This is a genomic window from Tepiditoga spiralis (genome assembly GCF_014701195.1).
In the GTDB taxonomy this organism is placed as follows: Bacteria; Thermotogota; Thermotogae; order Petrotogales; family Petrotogaceae; genus Tepiditoga; species Tepiditoga spiralis.
Genome location: NZ_AP018712.1, coordinates 705,758 through 726,329 on the forward strand (window position 1 = coordinate 705,758; position 20,572 = coordinate 726,329).

The window sequence follows — 20,572 nt, forward strand, 5'->3', positions numbered from 1 at the left end:
AATATTGATATTATTATTTTAATCTTTAGGAGGTTGGTATATGATGATTCCTACACCACACATTGAAGTAAAGGATAAAAATACTATTGCAAAAACTGTTATTATGCCTGGAGACCCATTGAGAGCTAAGTTTATTGCAGAAAAATTCCTTGAAAATCCTGTTTTATTTAACTCAGTAAGAAACATGTATGGATACACAGGAACTTATAAAGGTAAAAGAATAAGTGTTATGGGAAGTGGAATGGGAATGGCAAGCATAGGAATTTATTCTTATGAGCTATTTAAATTTTATGATGTTGAAAACATTATAAGAGTTGGTTCATGTGGAGCTTATACTGATGAATTAAACTTATACGATGTTATTTTAGTTGATGAAGCATACAGCGAATCAACATTTGCAAAATGTCAAAGTGGATATGAAAGTGATATTATTGAACCATCAGAAAAATTAAATGAACAATTAAGAACTGCTGCAAAAAATTTAAAAATAGAGATAAAAGAAGGTAGAATTCACTCTTCAGACGTTTTCTATAGAGAAAACTTTGAAGTATTTAAAGAAATAAATAAAAAGTATGGTTGTATGGCTGTTGAAATGGAATCTTTTGCTTTATTTGCAAATGCAAAAAGCACTGGTAAAAATGCAGCTTGTTTATTGACTGTTTCAGATAGTTTAGTTACACATGAAGCAACAAGCAGCGAAGAAAGGCAATTATCTTTTACAAAAATGATGGAAATTGCTTTAGAAATGGCAGAATAAAAAAAGACACCACAGGTGTCTTTTTTTATTCCATTATAATAACTTCATTAAATACATTTAATTTAAAACAAAACTTTATATCCTCATTTAAATTTAATCTCTTCATTGTTCTTGCATGATCTGAATTTTTTATTTCTTCTACACTTAAATTAGCTATACTTAAAGCTATTTTTGCTCCATCATTTAAATCTACATCTTTAAAATTCCTTAAAAACAAACCAGCTGTGTATAAATCTTCTAATGAACTAACTCCATTTGAACCAGAACATACAATACCTATATCTGTATAATCTTTTACATATTCATACACTGAATTTAAATTCAATAAACTCAATGGAATAACTTTTCCCATTGAACTTATTTTATTAAATGCTTTTGCCCCATTTGTAGTTGTTAAAACAATTTCTTTTCCATTTAATTTTTCCTTGTTTTTTAATATTTCTACAGGTGAATTAGAATAATCAAAACCTTTTATTTTTTGTGCATTTCTTTCACCTATTAATATTTTATTTTTCTTTAAAAAAGCTTTTTCTAAACTCTCTACTATTTCTAAAGATTTTATTTTACAATGCAATAGTGTACTTATTGTAGAAGTTGCCCTTAATGTATCTATGAGAACATATATATCATGTTTTTCAATGTTTTCAAGATAAGTTGTATAAACATTTATCATTTTATTAAAAATACTCTTGCTTCAAATGGATTAATTCCAACTTTGAGTGTTCCATCTTGAACTTCCCATTCACTTTCACCACGTCTATAGTTTTCAATTAAAGTTTTAACTTTATGGTATCCGCGCCAAGTATAATATCCAAGGTTTATATCAAAATAAAATGGATGTTCTTTATTTAAATTTACTGGTATAACAATTCCTTCTTCTCCATTCCACCAAAACATTACAAATGCATCATTACCAAAATCTATAAACTTATAATTTTCAGATTTTAATAATAAATTTTTGTGTTCTTCTTTTATCTTCCCCAATAATTTCAAAAGTTTAACCATATGATGATCAACGTTCCAATGAAGAGCATACCAATCAAAGAAAGCTAATTTACCATAAAATTGATCTGTTGGTTTTAAGTTCTCAAATTTTTGTTCTATTGGATTATCAAAATCAAGACCCGTATTCATTGGTTGTTTTTCAAATATTTCATACCCAGAATTTATAAATGTTATTCCATTTGGCATAAACGTATTTAATACACCACTCATTTTTGAAAATAATTCTTTTCCATCTCTTGTAACTGCTCTTGGAGAATCCGGCGTTTCGGATGTTGCAAATGCAGGCAAGGATATATTAACCATAATATCTGAAACTACCTTTTTTAACCAGCCTTCTTTATAGCGTGGTTCAGTCCACCACGAGTTCCCTAAAATACCATCATAACCACTATCTTTAGCTTTTATATGGTTATCCATATTCAATTCCTCTGCTATTATTGCAAATGATGGATCATATTTTTTTGCATTTTCTATAATCATATGTTCTAATTCTTTAGGTAAAGCATGTCCCATATCCAATCTTGCTCCATCTATTCCAAAATTTTTTTGGTAAAATGGCATTATGTTTGCAATAGTATTCCAAAGTTCAACATTTTTTTCTTTTCCTGGAAACTTACTTGCTTTTACAACATCAAATAAAACATATGGTGGCTGATCTTTTGATAAGTATTTTTCTGCTGTTTCTGGATGTGACATATATAATCTTAAAAATGTAACGTCATCCCACGTTGGTTGTGGATCATTTATCCAGTCTGAAAATCCTGGAACAGTTATTACTCCAAATTCTTTTTCTATTTCATCTAAAAAATTTTCATTGTTCTTGTTTTTCATCACAAAATTTTCCCATTTATTTGGATCTTGTGTTTTTGGATCAAATTTAAATTTTTTCAAATGTTGTTTTACAGCTTCATCATTATATAATATTTCTAAATTTTCTAATGCTGGTTGTTCAAATTTTAATGTTTTTAAATAAGGTGGTTTAAATTTATTTTTTTCTTTAGAATCAATCCAATAAAACCATTCTGGATGCTCTAATATAAGATTATTATCTCTTGCAGCTGTACGAGGAACAAAGTCTAAAACAACTCTAATATTTAATCTATGAGCTGCTTCAACAAATGCTGCAAATTCATCATTTGGATTAAACTCATCTTCTAAAAGTGTATCATGAAAATCTTTTTCAACCTTAAAAAAATCTTTAACTGAATAAGGAGATCCAACTTCACCTTTTTTAAACTTATTACTAGATTGAGTTATAGGTAAAAGATATATACACTCTACATTAAATTGTTTTAAATAAGGTAATAATGCTATCATTTTTAAAAATGTTCCACCTTCTGTATATCCTTCTGAATCTATTGATTCAAATAAATGTGATTCTGTATGTATATATGCAGAAGTTGACCTCACATGAGCTCCATAAAATATTGAACTTTTAATCCAATTTGGAGTTTGTTCTTTTTTTATAAAGGACAACGGTTTATTATATTTTTCACTCTCATTTGAATTTTTTAAAATTGTTTCTATAATTTCTGAAAAATATTCATAAGGATTTACAAAAAATTTTCTACCTCTTAATTTAATATTTCCTTCATAATTATCTGGCATCCATCTTTTTGGAACTGCATAATTTGTTTTACCATCTTTTATTTTTTTTACTAAAAATGAATAAATACCTTTTAAATTATCCATTTTCAAGCCTCCTTTATTTTTTTGAAAACGTTTTACATATTACAATTATAACATACTATATTAATTTTTATTAGTAAAAAATTTTTTTACTTTTAATGATATAATGTAAAGGGAGGTGAGATATGTATAACTGTGCTGTTTTTTATGGTGATTATGTTGGTGTTGTTGATATAAGAAGTATTTCAGAACATTTTAAAAAAGGGTTTGCTAAAAAAGTTGTCCTTTTTATTGGAAGAGAACCAGTCAAAAAAGCCGCTGAAATGTTAAAAGAAAATGATTATATAGAAGTTAAAATAGTTAAAAAACCATCCAAATCTGCAAAAGAATACTTTAAGTCTTTAAATAATTCTTTTTTAAGTGATTTAAATGAATTTGGCGAAAGGGCGATGATGTTTGATCCTTGTTAATGAATCATTTATCCTGAAAATGCTTGAAAGAACTGGTCTTATTGTCTTACTTATTTATATTGTTTTAAGATTACCTTATACAAAAAAATTATTTATAAAAGATCATGAGAAAAAATTAAAAATTAATATTTTCATAGGAATTTCTGGTGGATTAATAGGTATAGTTGGAACATTGCTTGGAATTTCTTATAAAACTGCCATAACTAATTATAGAGATATGGGAGTTATTTTTGCTGGATTTATTGCTGGAATACCTGGTGGATTAATTGCAGGCTTAATTAGTGGAACTCACAGATTTTTTATGGGTGGTATAACAAATGTACCATGTTCTCTTGCTACTATTTCAATAGGTATAATAGCAGGTATTTATTCCGAAAAATTTGGGGAGGAAATTTTTAACCCCATCTCTTCTATTTTTTTCACAGCAACTGCAGAAATTTATCATCTTTTTTTAGTTTATTTAATTGTTTCTCCAAAAGAATTGGCTTTTGAAATTTCAACAAAGTTTATGCCTCCAATGGTTTTAAGCAATTCACTTGGAGTTTTTTTGCTTTCTTCCATTTATTATTCACTCTTAAAGGAAAATGAACTTCTTCAAAGTAAAGCAGTTATTTCTATTTTTAAGATTTTTGAAAAATCTACTTTTTTAATAAATGGAATGAAAGAAGAATTTTTACAATCTTTTTCAAAAGAAACCATTAAAAACACAATGTTTACTGATTTTTTCATCATAAAAGATAATAAAGTAATAAGTTCTTATGGAGAAATAAAAAGAAATATTAAAATCTCGGAGTTTGAAAAAACTATATTAAAAAAACAAAAGATACATTATTTAAAAAATGGAAAACAAGAAAAAATTAATTCTAATAATTTGAAATTTTTCTCTGGTATTTTTATACCATTAAAAGATGAAAATATTTTATTAGAATTTATTAAAAATAAAAGTAATTTTATTAGTGATTCTCAAATAACCGTTGCCAAGTTAATAGGTGATTTTATATCTTTACAATTAAAAATCCATAGAGCAAATAATATACGTTCTGAAATGGAAGAAATGCGATATAGAGACTTATTAATGAAAACAAATCCTCATATGATATTCAATGTTTTAAATACAATAAGTTATCTATCCGATAAAGAACCTTTAAAAGTAAAGGAATTATGTTATTCTTTGGGTAACTTTTTAAGAAACAATGTAGATATTGAAAAACCTCTTATAGACCTTAAAAAAGAATTAAATATTTTAGATAATTACATTGATATAATGAGGGTTAGATATGAAGACATGATTGAATTTGACTTTAAAATAAACGCAGAAGATTCCATGCAATTACCAGCTTTTACTCTTCAACCTTTAGTTGAAAATTCTTTAAAACATGGTATGATTCCTGACAAAAAATTAAAAATAAGTATTACTATAACTCAAAAAAGTAATGGATTTAAAATAATAATAAAAGATAATGGTAAAGGAAGTAATTCTAATAAAGAGGGATTTGGAATAAAATCAATAAGAAAAAGGTATGAAAATATTTATCATAATAAAGTAAAGATAAATACAAGTTCTTTTCTTTTTTCTGGAATGGTTGTAACTATTGATGTTGGGGGATAAATTATGAAATTAAAAACTATAATAATTGATGATGAAAAATATGCAAGAGAAGCTTTAAAAGATTTATTATTAAACTTTGATTTATTTGAGGTTGTAAAAGAATTTCAAAGTGCTACTCAAGCTCTAAAAGAATTGTATAAAATACAACCAGACATAATATTTACAGATATTGAAATGCCTGGTTTAAAAGGTACTGAATTTGCAGATATTATTAAAAATTTTGATACAAAAATTATAATAATAAGTGCTTATACAGAATATTCTATAAAAGCTTTTGAATTAAATATCTTTGATTATCTTTTAAAACCAGTTTCTATTGAACGTTTTTCAAAAACTGTTGAAAAATTACAAAAAGAATTAAAATTTAAGTCAATAGAAAAATTACCAGTAAAAAATGATGAAGGAATTGAATTTATTGATTTAAATGATATAAAATACTTTGAATCCTTTGATAAAACTTTAATAGTTTATCATAATAAAGGAAAATCAGAAGTATATAAATATAAAATTTCGGAAATTGAAAGTATAACAAAAAATAAAATTTTACGAGTTCACAAATCATATGCAGTAAATATTGAGAAAATTATTAAATTTGGGCATTTAATTGGAAAATCATGGTTTGTTACTCTTAATACTGGAGAAAAAGTTCATGTTTCAAAAACATACGTCGAAAATTTAAAAAAAAGGTTAAATCTTTGATATATAATAAAAATGGTTTAGCATTTGCTAAACCATTTTTATTATCCTTTTACTGAACCTTGAGTTAATCCTCCAACTATCCACTTTTGCATAACAAGGAATAATGTTACCATTGGAAGCATCCCTATCATAGACGCTGCTGTAAACATTCCCCATTCCGTTTCAAATGGTCCTGTTGTAAATGATCTTAAACCAAGTGCATATGTATAAATTTCTTCTCTTTGTAATATTATATTAGCAAGTAAAAATTCATTAAATATACCCATAAACGCCAATATTGTTACTACGGATATTATTGGTAGTGATAATGGAAAAACTATTTTCCAAAATGTTTGCAATCTTGTTGCTCCATCTATCATCGCTGATTCTTCTAAAGAATCAGGAATTGTATCATAATACCCTTTAAAAAGCCACATATTGTATGCTATTCCACCAAGATAAACAAAAATCAATCCGCCAATCGTATCCAATCCAATAAATGGATTATAATCTCCTATAAACTTTAATGTTTTATACAACGCTACCATTGACATTATTGCCGGAAACATTTGTATTATCATTAAAAATAATAATCCTTGTTTTCTTCCTACAAAACGCATTCTTGAAAATGGATATGCTGCCATTGAAGTCATTAAAACTGTTAAAAATGCTGTTAATCCTGCAACTATTATTGAGTTTAACATCCATCTTACAAATGGTTTTCTTAACCATTTCTTCCAATCCATTGAAAAATTATACAAATACTTATCTATTTTTTTCAATATTGACTTTAAATTTCCATATTTTAATTTTTCAGAAAAATCACTTACTATTCTTGAAGCTCTTGATAAATCAGCATTTGCATTCCCATACTTAGTATTGTATAAATCTGTCATAATTTCAATAGATTTTATATTTGTAACATTTCCACCATAATTAAGCTTCACTATATTTTTTATATTATTCTTTAAAAAAGTTAATTGAACACTCATTTTTGATATTAAAGTTTCCATTTTTTCTTTTCCTGATAAAAATCTATTTTTTGATTCTTTTAAATTATTATAAGCAGAAAATAAAAAGTACTTATTTCTTTCTGGAATATACTTTGAATAAAATTTTGATTTTAAAAATATTGAATAATAATATGCTTCATTCAATGTTTTTATATTTTCATTTGTAAAATCTTTTACAAAAATCAAATTTGGTAGTTCTTGTATTTCATTAACAAAATCTAATTTATCTTTTTCATTTTCTTTTAACACTTCATTTTCATTAGATGCTTTATTTATTTCATTTGTTAACTTATTATCCATAGAAATAAGTTCTAGTTTATTTTCATAATTATCTTTATATTGATTTATTATCATCTTTATTTCTGATAAAGAAATAGCCATTTTTTCTGCAGATGATTTTAATGTTTCATAAGCTGGCATAACTGTTTCATTATTTCTTAAACTATATATTCCTGAAAAATTGCTATATAAAAAATTAAATATCTCATCATACAATTTTACTGTTTCAACAAATCCATTTTTATTTAAAGAATCAATATTTTTTGCACTTGAATAAATATCTGGAAGTATATCTTTATATTTTTGAACAAGTAAATAAAAATTGCCATCTGATCCTGTTTTAGGAAGTTCTCCACCTTTAAATTCTGTACTCTTAATTACATCATATGCTGCTTTTATTTTTGATTTATTTAAGAAATAAACATCTGTTATAGCTTTTACTTTTACTTTTATTTTATTCAAAGAAACTTCTGTATTGTTTAATTCATTCTTTAATTTAGATTGTATAGTTTCATAATTTTTAATTTTTTCTTCATTATCTGAAATAGTTTTTAGTGTAATTCCAAATTTTTCTTGAACAAAAGTATTTATTTTATTACTTAATATTTTTATTTCAGAATCAACTTTTTTCCATGAACTTTCTAAATTAGATACTTCTGTTCCAATATTATTAATAAAATCAGTATTTTCTTCTCTTTTCCATTTTCTATAAGTTTTTATCTTCCATAAAGTTGTTTTTAATGGAACTTTAAACAATAAACTTTCTGTTTCAGAATAATACTTATCATTGTTTCCTTTATATTGTATTAAAAATTCATAAGTTTTTTTTCTTTGACTCAAATAATTTTTTATTAAAGTATCTAATTTTGATGTTTCTAAATTATATCCATATTCATTCAATTTTTTATTCAAATCAGAAAGTTTTTTATTAAAGTAAGCAAAATCAGTTTCTCTAATTTCATTTAAATCTTTCAAAATACTTTCTTTTTCTTCAATAAAGGTTGAAAGAACACTTTCATAGTTTTTTTCAACATTATTTAAATTTTCTTTTGACATATCCAAATAATTAAATAACTTATTTATATCTTCATTTGATCTTTTTATTGCTTGTTCTGTGGTATAAGAGTTATATTCATCTATATACGCAGTAACATCATTTAAATCTTTTATTAATTCTGGAACCGTAGGTTTTGGGAAAAGTAATTCAGTATAATTTCTCATTGTTAATCTGTTTGAAAATAATTTAGAACTAAAAGCTGCATTGTCTCTTCTAACAGATGTTGAAACAACCCAAATTATAGGAAACAATATAATTAAAACTACTATAATCATTATTATATGCCTTAAAAAATAATTCTTTTTTTGTATCATAGCCATTATCTACTCACCTCTTCAAAAGCCTTTGAAAATTTAAAATTAAAATAACTTATTATAGATACAATACCAAAGATAATTATTGCTATTGCACTCGCAAAACCAAAGTCTTGACCTTTTCTTCCTTCAAAAGCTAATTTGTATGTAAATGAAATGAGGATATCAGTAGCACCTGCTGATGTATTTGAATTTGGTAAAGCTGGTCCTCCTCCTGTTAATAAGTAAATACCAACAAAATTATTAAAATTAAATGCAAATGACATAACTAAGAGTGGAGCTACAGAAACCATTAAAAGTGGCATAGTTATCTTTGAAAATTGCTTCCACTTAGTTGCTCCATCTATTGATGAAGCTTCATAAAGTTCTCCAGGAATACTTTGAAGAGCTCCAAGAGTTACCGTCATCATGTATGGAAATCCAAGCCATGTATTTACTATTAATATAGATATTTTTGCCCAAAATGGATCATTTAACCACTTTATTGGTTCTAACCCAAGTTTTGCAAGAAATATTTTATTTATTATTCCATAAGTTTCATTAAAAAAGCCGTTTCTCCAAACCAAAACAGAGATAAAAACTGGAATTGCCCATGGAATTATTAATAAAGTTCTATAAATCATTCTTCCTTTCATATTTTTATCATTTAATGCAAGTGCTAGTGCCAATCCAATTATAAAGCTAAAGATAACACTCAATATTGCATATGTGAAAGTCCAAACAAAAATTTTGAAAAATGGTCCTGCAATTTTAGGATCTGTCAATATCTTTTTAAAGTTATATGCACCAACACCTTCAACATAACCAATTAATCTCGTTGAAACTCCATTTTTATCATAATCCCAAAAAGCTCCATCTTTATCTTCTAATATTGTATTTGTTAATGTATTTAATATTTGTGTCTTAGTAACCTTTCTTCCTTCAATTATATTTGTTTTTGAAATTGCTTCATAAACACGATATGATTCTGAAAATTTTCTATAAACATAATCACTCGATAATCTAAAACTCTTTTTACCATTTTTTAAATTAATAACTTTTAAATATTTTTGTCTTATAACCGAATTATAATAGGCAGAATTTGAAGAAACACTTGGATCATCAAATCCATAAAAATACGTATACTTTATTTTTCCATTATCAATAGCTATTATTTTTCCTTCTTTATTTTTTATTATTTTATATGTTTCATCAAAAACATCATTTTTTAAAGGCATAAGCTCTGATTCAGCATACTTAACATTTCCTTTAGCATCATATTGAATATTTTGTGGTTTTTTAGCAAGAAAACTCTTTTCTTTATTATACAATAAAACTAAAAAATCTTCTGTAGGTTTATACTGTTCATCGTACTTAACAAAAATTTTAAAATCATAAATTTCAGCATTATTTGGCGAATACAAGAATCTTGTATCTGTCAATAAAGTTTCAATTGCTTGATCTCTACTAAACAAATGACCAGTTCCATAATTAGTAAAAGCAATTTGAATTGTGTAATACATAGGATATATAGTTAACACAAATAAGAAAAATAATGCAGCAATTGTATATCTATATGGATATCCTTTTTTTGAAAAAATAGCCCAATCAGCTATCGCAACAAATACTCCCAATGTAACTGCAAGAGAATAATTTCCCAATGCAAAGAGCATGAAGGTAAACCAAACGAGTATAGCGTTCAATATTGCCACTCCGCCCCACATAAGAAACTTTAAAAATTTTTTCATAAAATACCCTCCCTAAAAAATTTTTAATTATACTTTTATTAATAATTTTTATTATAAAAATCACTAATAAAAATATTATTTTGAAAAGGGAAGAGATTTCTCCCTTCCCATATTTTTTCAAAATTATTTAAATGATTTTTATTCTTACTCAGCCTCTTACTTAGACATAGATGACTTAATTTTAGAAACTGCATCATTTAAAGCTTGTTCTGGAGATTGATTACCAGAGGTTATATTATTTAAAGCATCTGCCATTGGTGACCATACCATACCCATTTCAGGAACATTAGGCATTGGTTCTCCACCTGCAGCACTTTTAATGAATTCTTCAACTATATTTTCTGGAATAGGACCACCTTTTTCTTTAATTATATCAAGTACGTCATTTCTTGCAGGAAGTCTTGGATCTGCAACATAGAAGTTGTAAATACCTTCTTTTGTAGCCAAATAATTTATAACAAATTCTTTAGCAAGTGCTTTATTCTTTGATTTTGCATTTACCATTAAACCTTGTACTCCAACAAATGGTTTTGCTGTTTTACCTGGTTCAAGTTCTAATTCTGTTAAAGGCAATACACCAAAATCAATACCTGCATCAATATAGCCTTTTAATGACCAAGGACCATTAATTATCATTGCTGCAAGTCCATCTTTAAACATAGAATCCATAGTATTATAATTTGCTCCAGCTGGTATTATTCCATCATCCATGAATTTTTTTATTAAGTTTCCACCTTTTATTGCGCCTTCATTGTTTAAACCTATATCATGAACATCATATCCATTTTCTTTTGACCAATTAAATACGTATCCGCCAAAACCTTTTAAGAAACCATATGTAAAATAAAAGTTGTTAACATCATATACAAAACCTAATGTTTCATCTGTTGTATATTCTTTTGCTGTTTTTAATAAATCATCAATAGTTTTTGGTGCTGTTTCAACATAGTCTTTATTATATATTAATGCTACTGCTTCTATTGCATATGGAAGACCATATAATTTTCCATTTACAGTAAAAGCATTTATTCCTGATTGAGCATACTTATCCATTTCTATTGCAGATGTTGGAAGTGGATCTAAAAGTCCATTTTTTACTAATTCTCCAACCCAATCGTGTGCACCAACAATAATATCTGGTCCTTCTCCTGCTTGTGAAGCAGTTAAAAATTTTGATTTTATATCTCCAAAGTTAACGAATTGAACATCAACATTTATACCTGTATCCTTTGTAAACTGTGCTCCTATCTTTTTCATAAAATCAACTTGTTTTTCAGATGCCCATATAACAATTGATTCTGAAAAAACTGAAAGAACTGAAAAAATTACTACGAGTGCCAATAATAATGTTTTTTTCATCTTTTTTCTTACCCCCTTATTAATAATTTGATTACGATGAAAACGTTTTGTATATAGAAATTATAACATAAAAATTTCTTATTTTTTCAATTATGAAACCTAATAAAGACTAAATATTTATATTTAATTTTAAATATAAATAAAAATCTTGATAATTCTTTATTTTTAGCTTTTTTTAGCATTATTTTTATATAAAAAAATTGAGAGCTTAAAACTCTCAATTACCATATTTCTGGTTCAACTTCTAAATTCATATTATAAAGTATTTTTACCTTATTTTTTACTAATTTTATTAAGTTTAAAATATCTTCAAAGGTAGCATTACCTTTATTTACAATAAATCCTGCATGTTTTTCTGAAATTTGTGCATCACCTATTGAAAAACCTTTTAACCCCAATTTTTCTATTGTTGTTCCAACATAAAAATCTGGTTTAGGTCTTTTAAATATACTTCCTGCTGATGGCATATCAAGAGGTTGACGTTCCCATCTTTTTTCTAATAATTCTTTTGTTTTTTCTTCTACATTATTTCCTATATTTAACTTTAAAACAGCTGAAAGAACTATTATTTTAAGATTTTTTACAATAGAACTTCTATAATCAAACTTCATATCTTCTCTAGAAAAAGTTTTTATTTTTTCTTCATTCACATCAAAAATTTCTACACTTTCAACAACATCTTTAAACTCTCCACCATATGCACCAGCATTCATAAAAATAGCTCCACCCAAACTACCAGGTATACCGCTTGCAAATTCTAATCCAGATAAATTATTTTCACATGAAATCTTTGATAATCTAGTAATAGATACACCACACTCTGCAATTATTTTTTCACCTTTTAATTTATAATTACTTAGATTTTTTGTGGATAAAACAAAAAAATCATGAAATTCATCCTTTGCAATTATATTTGCACCACCACCAATTATTTTATATTCTTCATTTTTTAATTTTTTTAATGCGTAAATAAAACTTTCTTTAGTTCTTGGTTCTATAAAATATGAAACTTTTCCACCAACTCTAAAGTTAGTATGATTTTTTAATGGCTCATTTTTTTTTACATCGCATCCATTTAAATAAAGATCTTTTATTAAATTCATATTCATCTCCTTTTTTATTGTTTTTTTATATTATACATCATCTTATTCATGTATTTAACAAATTATGGTATAATAAAATAAAGATTTTTTCGAGGTGAAGTGATGAGCAGTCTTTCTGTTATTATGATTTGTAGAAATGAAATAAAAAATATCAAAAGTGTTCTTGATTCCTTTTATGAACAAAGTTATGTTCCAGACGAAATAATAATTGTAGATGGAATGTCTAATGATGGAACTTATGAATACTTAAAAACTCAAGAAAATAACTTTAAAAATTTAAAAGTTTTACAAAATAAACAAATGTACACACCACATGGATTGAACATGGGAATTAAAAACTCATCTTCTGATTATATAATGATAGCAGGAGCTCATACAAAATACAATAACAATTACATAAAAAGCATAAAAGAATACTTAGATATACACAAAGATATTGGAATTGTTGGAGGTGTATCTAAAGGAACGCCTTCAAAAGAAACTTTACTTGCAAAGAGCTTTGCTGATTCTTACTCTTGTATCTTTGGTGTTGGAGCAAAACACCGTGTATTCAATACTGAACAAGAAGTAGATACAGTTGCTTATGCTGCATACAGAAAAGAATTATTTGAAAAATATGGACTCTTCGATGAAAGACTTTTAAGAAATCAAGATATAGAATTGAATTATAGATTTAGAAAAAACGGTATAAAAATCATCATGCTCCCAATTGAAAATAAATATCTTGCTCCAAATTCATTATTAAAGTTCATCAAAAAAAACTTTGATAATGGTTACTGGAACTTCATAACTTTAAAATTAACACCTCATGGTATTTCTTTTCGACATTTTATTCCAATGTTTTTTGTTTTGTTTTTAATATTATTTTTATCCTTGTTTTCTATAAATATAATTAGAAATATTTTGTTAATACCAATGGCATTTTATATTTTACTTGATGTGTTATTCTCTTTAAAAGAAAAAAATTTATTTTTACTCATCATCTTTCCAATATTACATATTTCATATGGATTTGGAACACTAATATCTTTAATAAAAAATTTTAAAATAAAGTCGGAGGTGTCTAAATGAAAAATCTTCATGTAGTTGAACATCCATTGATAAAACATAAATTATCTATTATGAGAAATAAGGATACAGGTCCAAAGGAGTTTAGAGAACTCTTAAATGAAATAACATTATTATTAACCTATGAAGCTTCAAGAAAATTACCTTTAAATGAATACGATGTTGAAACACCTATTCAAAAAACAACTGGTTATGCTGTTGATGATAAAAAAATAACAATAGTTCCAATTTTAAGAGCTGGTCTTGGCATGCTCGATGGAATTATGGAATTAGTTCCAAATGCAAGTGTTGGATTCTTGGGATTGTTTAGAGATCCAAAAACACTTGAACCTGTTGAATACTACTCTAAGTTTCCAGAATTTACAGAAAATCACCACATATATATAATAGATCCTATGCTTGCAACAGGTCATTCAATGAATGCAGCAATAGAAATAGTCAAAAAAAATAATGGAAAAAATATAACCGTCATGTCTTTAATTTCTTCTCCTGAGGGAGTAAAAGAAGTCTTAGATAAATATCCAGATATAGAAATTTATACTGCAGCACTCGATGAAAAATTAAATGATAAAGCATATATCATTCCAGGACTTGGAGATGCAGGAGATAGATTATTTAGAACAAAATAAGGTCGGTTATTCCGACCTTTTAATTTTGGAGGAAGATCATGTCGGAACTTTTAACACATTCTATTTTATTTGGAATTGCTACTTTAATCAGTAGGTTATTGGGGTTGGTAAGAGATGCAGCCTTTGCTCATTACTTTGGTAGAAGTGAAGCTTTTGATGCTTATACCATTGCAATAATGCTTCCATTCTTTTTAAGAAGAATATTTGCAGAAGGAGCTCTTTCATCTGCATTCATACCCTTGTTTTCAAGAAAAGGAAAAAAAGAATCACAAAAATTTTTAAGTACCACCATTTGGTTAATGCTATTTTCCACATCTATTATATACATCTTTGTTTTGTTTTTTTCAAAAGATTTAGCATTTTTACTTGGATCTGGATTATCCAAAGATGCTTTAAATCTTTCATCAAATTTAATGAAGATAACTTATCCCTTTATAATTTTTATTTCTCTTTGGGCAATAATTTCTGGAGTTTTAAATACTAAAAAAGTGTTTTTCACACCTGCTGTTGCACCAGCATTGACTAATATAACAACTATAATGGGAATCTTTTTTTCTTTTTTATTTCTACCAAAAATACTTGGTCCAGTAATAGGATTTACTCTTGGTGGATTATTTCAATTTTTATTTGTTATTCCATCATTAAAAAAAACAGGTTACTCTATAACCTTTGAATTTGAAAAAAAATATGTAAAAGAAATAAGTATCTTATTTGGGCCAGCACTCCTTGGAGTTGCAGTAACCACATTAAATACATTAGTCGATCAAAATATAGCAACTTGGACTGGAACCGGTGGAGTTTCTACCATACAATATGCTTCAAGATTGTATCAATTACCTTTAGGAATCTTTGCAGTAAGTGTAGCTAATTCTCTTTTACCAAAACTATCCAAAGCAGTTCATTTAAAAGATGAAATACTTTATTCAAAACATTTAAAAGATAGCATAGAAATAATAGCATTCTTAACAATTCCATCTGCAGTTGGATTATTTTTATTGAGTAATGGACTAATTGGATTGATTTATCAACATGGAAACTTTACACAAGCAGATACGATCATAACAGGAAAAACACTTGCAATGTACGCAATCGGACTACCTTTTTACTCTCTTTACAGTATCTTTGTAAGAACCTATCACTCAAAATTAAACACAAAATTACCAACTATAATTTCAATAATAATGCTAATAGTAAATGCTTCATTGAACTTAATCTTTATTTTTTATATAAAAACAGGAATTTATGGAATTGCACTTGCAACATCTCTTTCTGGAGCTTTAGGAATGATTATTTCAATGATTCCATCTATACAACATATAAAATTAAACACAATTTTAGAAATAATAAAGATAACAATAGCCTCCTCTTTAATGGGAGCTTTCATACTATCGACTCAAACCATATTTAATTCTAAAATATTACTATTAATACAAATTTTCATAAGTACTCTATTATACTTTGGATTTGCCTATCTCTTAAGAATCAAAAACATGCATCAAGTAATAAATATTTTTCTAAAAAAAATATCAAGCTCTAAATAAAAACAACCACATAATGAAGTGTGGTTGTTTTTATTACTTAATACTTTATTTTTCATTTGACTCCATACTTTCTAATTATTCAAATCATACAAATTATAATTGACCATGTATATTTTTAATTTTTTCAATAGACAAATTTGTTGTTTTAGAAATAATTTCTATATCAACTCCATTTTTTAATAGTTCTTTTGCTATTTTTTCTTCTGGAGTTAATTCAATACCTTTATCCAAATTACTAACGATTTCAACCTCTTTTTTGTCAAAAGCTATTGAAACTTTTATTATATCGTTTATTCCATAACTTTTTATTTCTTCTTCATACTTCTTTTCATTTATTTGTTTTAGTCCATTTTGTGCACTGTCTTTTAAACTTTTATCTTCATCTCTATTGTACTTTTTAAACTCAATAATTATTCCTTTATCTGTTTTATCTTTTGGTATTAATATAACATCAGCTCTTCCAAGTCCTGTTTCTCTATTACTCTTTATTATGTACTTTTCTTTCAAACCAACACTCATTCCAAGTATTAATCCATGATAAAACCTTTCTGGTTCCTTTCCGCTAACGTCAAAGTAACTCAATGTATTCATCGTTAAATCTTTAAATTGGTCTGTAAATGTTTTTATTCTTCCTACTTTTAGATTTAATAACATATTATCAAACTTTATTCTTTCTTCTTCAAGCATTGATACTACAGTCTTATTGTAAAATATTTTTACTTCTTTATTTGGTATCTTTAATGTATATCTTTCATAATCATGATTTATATTTTTTGTCCATTTTAAGTAACCACTAAACAAAAATAATGTCCATACAGACTCTTCTAAGTTATTATTTAGGTCACCATAAACCATGGTTTCATTTATTGTACTTTCAATTTCTTCACCATTTATTAGTTTTTCTATTTTATCTTTTAATTCAGCACTTCCTTGTTTTATTAATTGTTTAACTAAGTAGTTCCCACTAGTATTCATCCAATATGGTCTTATCTTTTTTTCATCTACTAAGTTTATTATAGAAAAAGGATTGTAAATTTCAACACCACCAAAGTTATAACCATTGTACCAATCTATAACTTCACTTTCTTCATATTCAAGTTCATAATACTTCAATGTTTCTTCTACTTCTTCTTTAGTTAATCCATACTTATCATTGAATAGTTCATTCAATACAGTAGAAACCTTTAAGTTATTCACACCAGTAAAGATACTTTCTTTAGAAACTCTTGTTATACCAGTAAGAACTGCTTTTTCAAGATATACGTTATCTTTTAATGCCATGCCAAATAAGTTACCTATTAAAGATATTATTTCATCATAGTATCCGTGTAAGTAAGCTTGTTGAATTGGAGTATCGTATTCATCTATTAATATTATTACCTTTTTACCATAGTATCTTTCCATATATTCAGATAAACTTCTTATACAGTTTTCATAATCAGCATCTAAAGCTTCTCTATCCATTATTTTATTGAATACAGCTTTTTCTCTTTTATTTAATACTTTTAAAACATATTCATGTTTTGTATATAATCTTGAAAGTTCCATTGTTAATAAAGCATGCATCTTTTTTAAGTTATTAGATTTTAAATCTTTAAAGGTGATGTATATAACAGGATGTTTATTTAAATGTTTTTCTATTATCTTTTTTTCTTTATATATCTTTAAATCTTTAAAGAGGTGTTCATTATTTTGAGTAATATCAAAAAAGTACTTCATCATGGATTGGCTAAGAGTTTTCCCAAACCTTCTTGGTCTTGTTATTAATAAAACATCGCCACTTTCAATAACTTCTTTGATTAACAAACTTTTATCTACAAAATACATATTGTCTTCTATTAATGATTTAAAGTCACTTCTTCCTATTGGCAATCGTTTCATAGAATCATCTCCTCATTTCTAATTCTTTATATACTATTATATCAAAATTACTTTAAAATATAAAAAAACACATTAATTCTTAATAAGAAAAGATTTAAAATTCTTGATTCCTTTATAATTTAGAAATCAAGCATTCAGTTATATATAATTTTTATTAATTTTTTTCTCTACTCTATGGTTTATAATTGTCCCCTTGAGGGGACGAGGCTTTTTCGGAGGGATGTGGGGCTTTCTAAATATCTATATACCAATTAACATAATATAACAACAAACCACATCCCTCCGTCCTCCGGACTCGCCCCTTCTAAGGGCACTTTCCGATTCTAAGGGCACTTTCCGAATAATTGAGGGAATGTCAAGAAAAATGTGTAAATAGTAAATTAAAAATCAGAAAAGTAACGAAAACGAGACTGAAATCTGGGGTCAGTATCAAGTTGATTTCTAACAAGAGCCCAGTTAGGAACAGGTCTAGAATTCCATTTAGAATAAAGTTCATTAATACGTAAAAAAATCAATTTAAAGAGAGCCTTTTCATTAGGGAATGCACCTTTTTTTACAACTTTTCTAAAAGAAGAGTTAACAGACTCAATAGGATTAGTAGTATACATGATTTTTCTAACAGCACTGCCAAAATAAAATAATTGTTCAACAAAATGGAATTTTCTTTTCCAAACAGAAACAGCTCCAGGATATTGAGACCAAGCAACTTTAAAAAGTTCAAATTCTGATTGAGCAGTTTTAAGATTAGGAGCAGTATAAAATTTTTTAATACTAGAGGTAAAAGATTTATAGAATTTAGATGGAATATACTTTAAAGAATTACGAATAAGATGAACAATACATCTTTGAACAATAACATTAGGAAAAATAGATTTAGCGCCATCTTCAAGACCAGAAACACCATCCATAGAAATAAAAAAAATATCTTGAGTCTGTAAAGATTAGTGTGTATTAGATATATCTGGTAGCATATAAATATTGGAAAACAACGACAAAAATCTTAAAAAAATGTAGTTATTAGAAAATGAAAAAAATGTTCCTGAATAGTATGAATTAAATAAGGCAAAATTGGTAAAACCAACCTTTTACAGTAAAAAACTGCAATGACTGAAAGGGCGACAACCCATCTCCCGAGAGTGTAAAATATTAAGTTTTTTAGGATTACAAGCTACTTTCAGAGGTAGTCTTTAAGACGTTCCTCGAAAAGGATGGCCAGTTCGGAAATAACAGCGTTCCAGTTGTGAAACCGTGCTGTCCATTTTTTTGTCACGTTTTTGGTAGTAAGGTATAAACTTTTAAGGACAGCATCGTCATTAGGGAATATTGATTTGGTCTTGGTAGCCTTCCTGAATTGCCTGTTAAGTGACTCTATGATGTTCGTGGTGTACATAATCTTCCTTACCCCGTCTGAGAACTGAAAGAAGGTGGATAATAGGTGCCAATTTTTCTCCCAGCTCCTCAATGAAGCGTAATACTTGTCTCCCCATTTGTTTATTACATTGGTTAGATTATCATAGCCTGTCTTTTCATCCAGTGCTGTATAGATTGTCTTTAAGTCCTTTGCGAACTCTTTCCTGTCCTTGTGAGGAACATATTTCAGGGTGTTTCTAATCTGGTGGATTATGCACCTTTGTATCATAGTTTGCGGGAAGGTTGCATTTATAGCCTGCTCGAATCCAGAAAGACCATCTATTGAAGCTACAAGTATGTCCTTAACTCCTCTGTTTTTGAGGTTGTTAAGTACTCCCATCCAAAACTTGGCACTTTCTACTTCACCAACATATATCCCGAGCACATCTTTAATTCCATCTATGTCAACACCTATTATTACATAAGCAGCCTTCTTTACTATCCTTCCGTCCTCTCTAACGTTGAAGTATATTGCATCCAAGAAAACGAAGGTGTATATTTCGTGTAATGGCCTTTCTTGCCAGTCTTTTATTAATGGCATAAGCTTATTTGTTATTTTGCTCACCAGTTCAGCTGATACTTCAAATCCGTACAAATCCATTATCTGATCAGATATATCCCTGGTGGTCATTCCTCTTGCGTACAAACTTATTATTTTTTCCTCTATCTCTGAAATATCATTCGAATACTTTGGAACTATTTTGGGTTCATATTCTCCCTTTCTGTCTCGAGGTACCATTAATTCTATCATACCGCTACTACTCTTTAAATTCTTCTTCCTGTAGCCATTTCTTGAATTTTCTGTATTTTTCTTTTCTCTGTCATACTTTCCATAGCCCAGCTCGTCTTCGAGTTCCGCTTCCAGTACTTCCTGGATCAGATTTCCTGTCAGTGATTTTGTTAATTCCTTTATATCCTTTATTGTTCGGATTTCTCCTTTTCTTACCATTTCCTTTATTATTTCCTGTAGTACATTTCCCATTTTTCGTACCTCCTCTGGTTTTATTTTACCACCAGATCTGTATCTTTTTTTCCTTATACAC

15 protein-coding genes and 1 pseudogene are annotated in these 20,572 nt (G+C 27.1%); 7 read left to right on the forward strand and 9 right to left on the reverse strand.

Annotated features, from left to right (window positions below; genetic code table 11):
- Positions 1 to 46 precede the first annotated feature (46 nt).
- The gene (gene deoD, locus IGS63_RS03180; RefSeq protein ID WP_420856921.1) at positions 47 to 757 is read left to right on the forward strand and encodes a purine-nucleoside phosphorylase; all 711 of its coding nucleotides are present in this window, start codon (positions 47 to 49) and stop codon (positions 755 to 757) included.
- Between the two features lie 25 nt (positions 758 to 782).
- Here deoD and IGS63_RS03185 read toward each other — a convergent pair whose 3' ends face one another.
- Both IGS63_RS03185 and IGS63_RS03190 read right to left on the reverse strand, forming a co-directional pair.
- Positions 783 to 1,430 carry a 2-phosphosulfolactate phosphatase gene (locus IGS63_RS03185; RefSeq protein ID WP_190615581.1) on the reverse strand — a complete coding sequence of 216 codons (648 nt, stop codon included), beginning with the start codon at positions 1,428 to 1,430 and terminating at the stop codon, positions 783 to 785.
- Positions 1,427 to 3,454 carry an alpha-amylase family glycosyl hydrolase gene (locus IGS63_RS03190; protein WP_190615582.1) on the reverse strand — a complete coding sequence of 676 codons (2,028 nt, stop codon included), beginning with the start codon at positions 3,452 to 3,454 and terminating at the stop codon, positions 1,427 to 1,429. The genes IGS63_RS03185 and IGS63_RS03190 overlap by 4 nt, the downstream gene beginning before the upstream one ends.
- Before the next feature lie 122 nt (positions 3,455 to 3,576).
- Between IGS63_RS03190 and IGS63_RS03195 the strand changes: the two genes are divergently transcribed.
- From IGS63_RS03195 to IGS63_RS03205, 3 genes are read left to right on the forward strand one after another with little or no spacing between them, the layout of a single operon-like run.
- On the forward strand, positions 3,577 to 3,861 hold the full coding sequence (locus tag IGS63_RS03195; protein ID WP_190615583.1) for a hypothetical protein: 285 nt from the start codon (positions 3,577 to 3,579) through the stop codon (positions 3,859 to 3,861).
- A complete protein-coding gene (locus IGS63_RS03200; protein ID WP_190615584.1) occupies positions 3,848 to 5,470 on the forward strand; it encodes a LytS/YhcK type 5TM receptor domain-containing protein in 1,623 nt (540 codons plus the stop codon). The genes IGS63_RS03195 and IGS63_RS03200 overlap by 14 nt, the downstream gene beginning before the upstream one ends.
- A 3-nt stretch (positions 5,471 to 5,473) precedes the next feature.
- On the forward strand, positions 5,474 to 6,169 hold the full coding sequence (locus IGS63_RS03205; RefSeq protein ID WP_190615585.1) for a LytR/AlgR family response regulator transcription factor: 696 nt from the start codon (positions 5,474 to 5,476) through the stop codon (positions 6,167 to 6,169).
- A gap of 41 nt (positions 6,170 to 6,210) precedes the next feature.
- Here the strand turns inward: IGS63_RS03205 and IGS63_RS03210 are convergent, their stop codons facing one another.
- The 4 genes from IGS63_RS03210 to murB form a co-directional block, all read right to left on the reverse strand.
- Complete coding sequence (locus IGS63_RS03210; protein WP_190615586.1) at positions 6,211 to 8,817, reverse strand: sugar ABC transporter permease; 2,607 nt, start codon at positions 8,815 to 8,817, stop codon at positions 6,211 to 6,213.
- Positions 8,817 to 10,538 carry an ABC transporter permease subunit gene (locus tag IGS63_RS03215; protein ID WP_190615587.1) on the reverse strand — a complete coding sequence of 574 codons (1,722 nt, stop codon included), beginning with the start codon at positions 10,536 to 10,538 and terminating at the stop codon, positions 8,817 to 8,819. The genes IGS63_RS03210 and IGS63_RS03215 overlap by 1 nt, the downstream gene beginning before the upstream one ends.
- A gap of 156 nt (positions 10,539 to 10,694) precedes the next feature.
- Entirely contained in the window at positions 10,695 to 11,897 is a 1,203-nt protein-coding gene (malE, locus tag IGS63_RS03220; protein WP_190615588.1) for a maltose/maltodextrin ABC transporter substrate-binding protein MalE, read from the reverse strand.
- 221 nt (positions 11,898 to 12,118) lie between these two features.
- Positions 12,119 to 13,000 carry a UDP-N-acetylmuramate dehydrogenase gene (gene murB, locus IGS63_RS03225; RefSeq protein ID WP_232521287.1) on the reverse strand — a complete coding sequence of 294 codons (882 nt, stop codon included), beginning with the start codon at positions 12,998 to 13,000 and terminating at the stop codon, positions 12,119 to 12,121.
- Positions 13,001 to 13,102: 102 nt separating this feature from the next.
- Here murB and IGS63_RS03230 point away from each other — a divergent pair, with 102 nt between their 5' ends.
- The 3 genes from IGS63_RS03230 to murJ are packed head-to-tail and all read left to right on the forward strand — an operon-like array spanning position 13,103 to position 16,238.
- A complete protein-coding gene (locus IGS63_RS03230) occupies positions 13,103 to 14,071 on the forward strand; it encodes a glycosyltransferase (protein ID WP_190615590.1) in 969 nt (322 codons plus the stop codon).
- The gene (gene upp, locus IGS63_RS03235) at positions 14,068 to 14,697 is read left to right on the forward strand and encodes a uracil phosphoribosyltransferase (protein ID WP_190615591.1); all 630 of its coding nucleotides are present in this window, start codon (positions 14,068 to 14,070) and stop codon (positions 14,695 to 14,697) included. The genes IGS63_RS03230 and upp overlap by 4 nt, the downstream gene beginning before the upstream one ends.
- Positions 14,698 to 14,735: 38 nt before the next feature.
- Positions 14,736 to 16,238, forward strand: coding sequence for a murein biosynthesis integral membrane protein MurJ (murJ, locus tag IGS63_RS03240; protein ID WP_190615592.1), 1,503 nt, complete (start codon positions 14,736 to 14,738; stop codon positions 16,236 to 16,238).
- 93 nt (positions 16,239 to 16,331) lie between these two features.
- Here the strand turns inward: murJ and IGS63_RS03245 are convergent, their stop codons facing one another.
- The 3 genes and pseudogenes from IGS63_RS03245 to IGS63_RS03255 form a co-directional block, all read right to left on the reverse strand.
- Positions 16,332 to 18,119, reverse strand: coding sequence for an AAA family ATPase (locus tag IGS63_RS03245; RefSeq protein WP_190615593.1), 1,788 nt, complete (start codon positions 18,117 to 18,119; stop codon positions 16,332 to 16,334).
- Positions 18,120 to 18,499: 380 nt separating this feature from the next.
- Positions 18,500 to 19,048, reverse strand: a pseudogene (locus tag IGS63_RS03250) (transposase); the annotation flags it as partial.
- A 245-nt stretch (positions 19,049 to 19,293) separates the two neighbouring features.
- The gene (locus tag IGS63_RS03255) at positions 19,294 to 20,511 is read right to left on the reverse strand and encodes an IS256 family transposase (protein ID WP_190613348.1); all 1,218 of its coding nucleotides are present in this window, start codon (positions 20,509 to 20,511) and stop codon (positions 19,294 to 19,296) included.
- Positions 20,512 to 20,572: the final 61 nt, after the last annotated feature.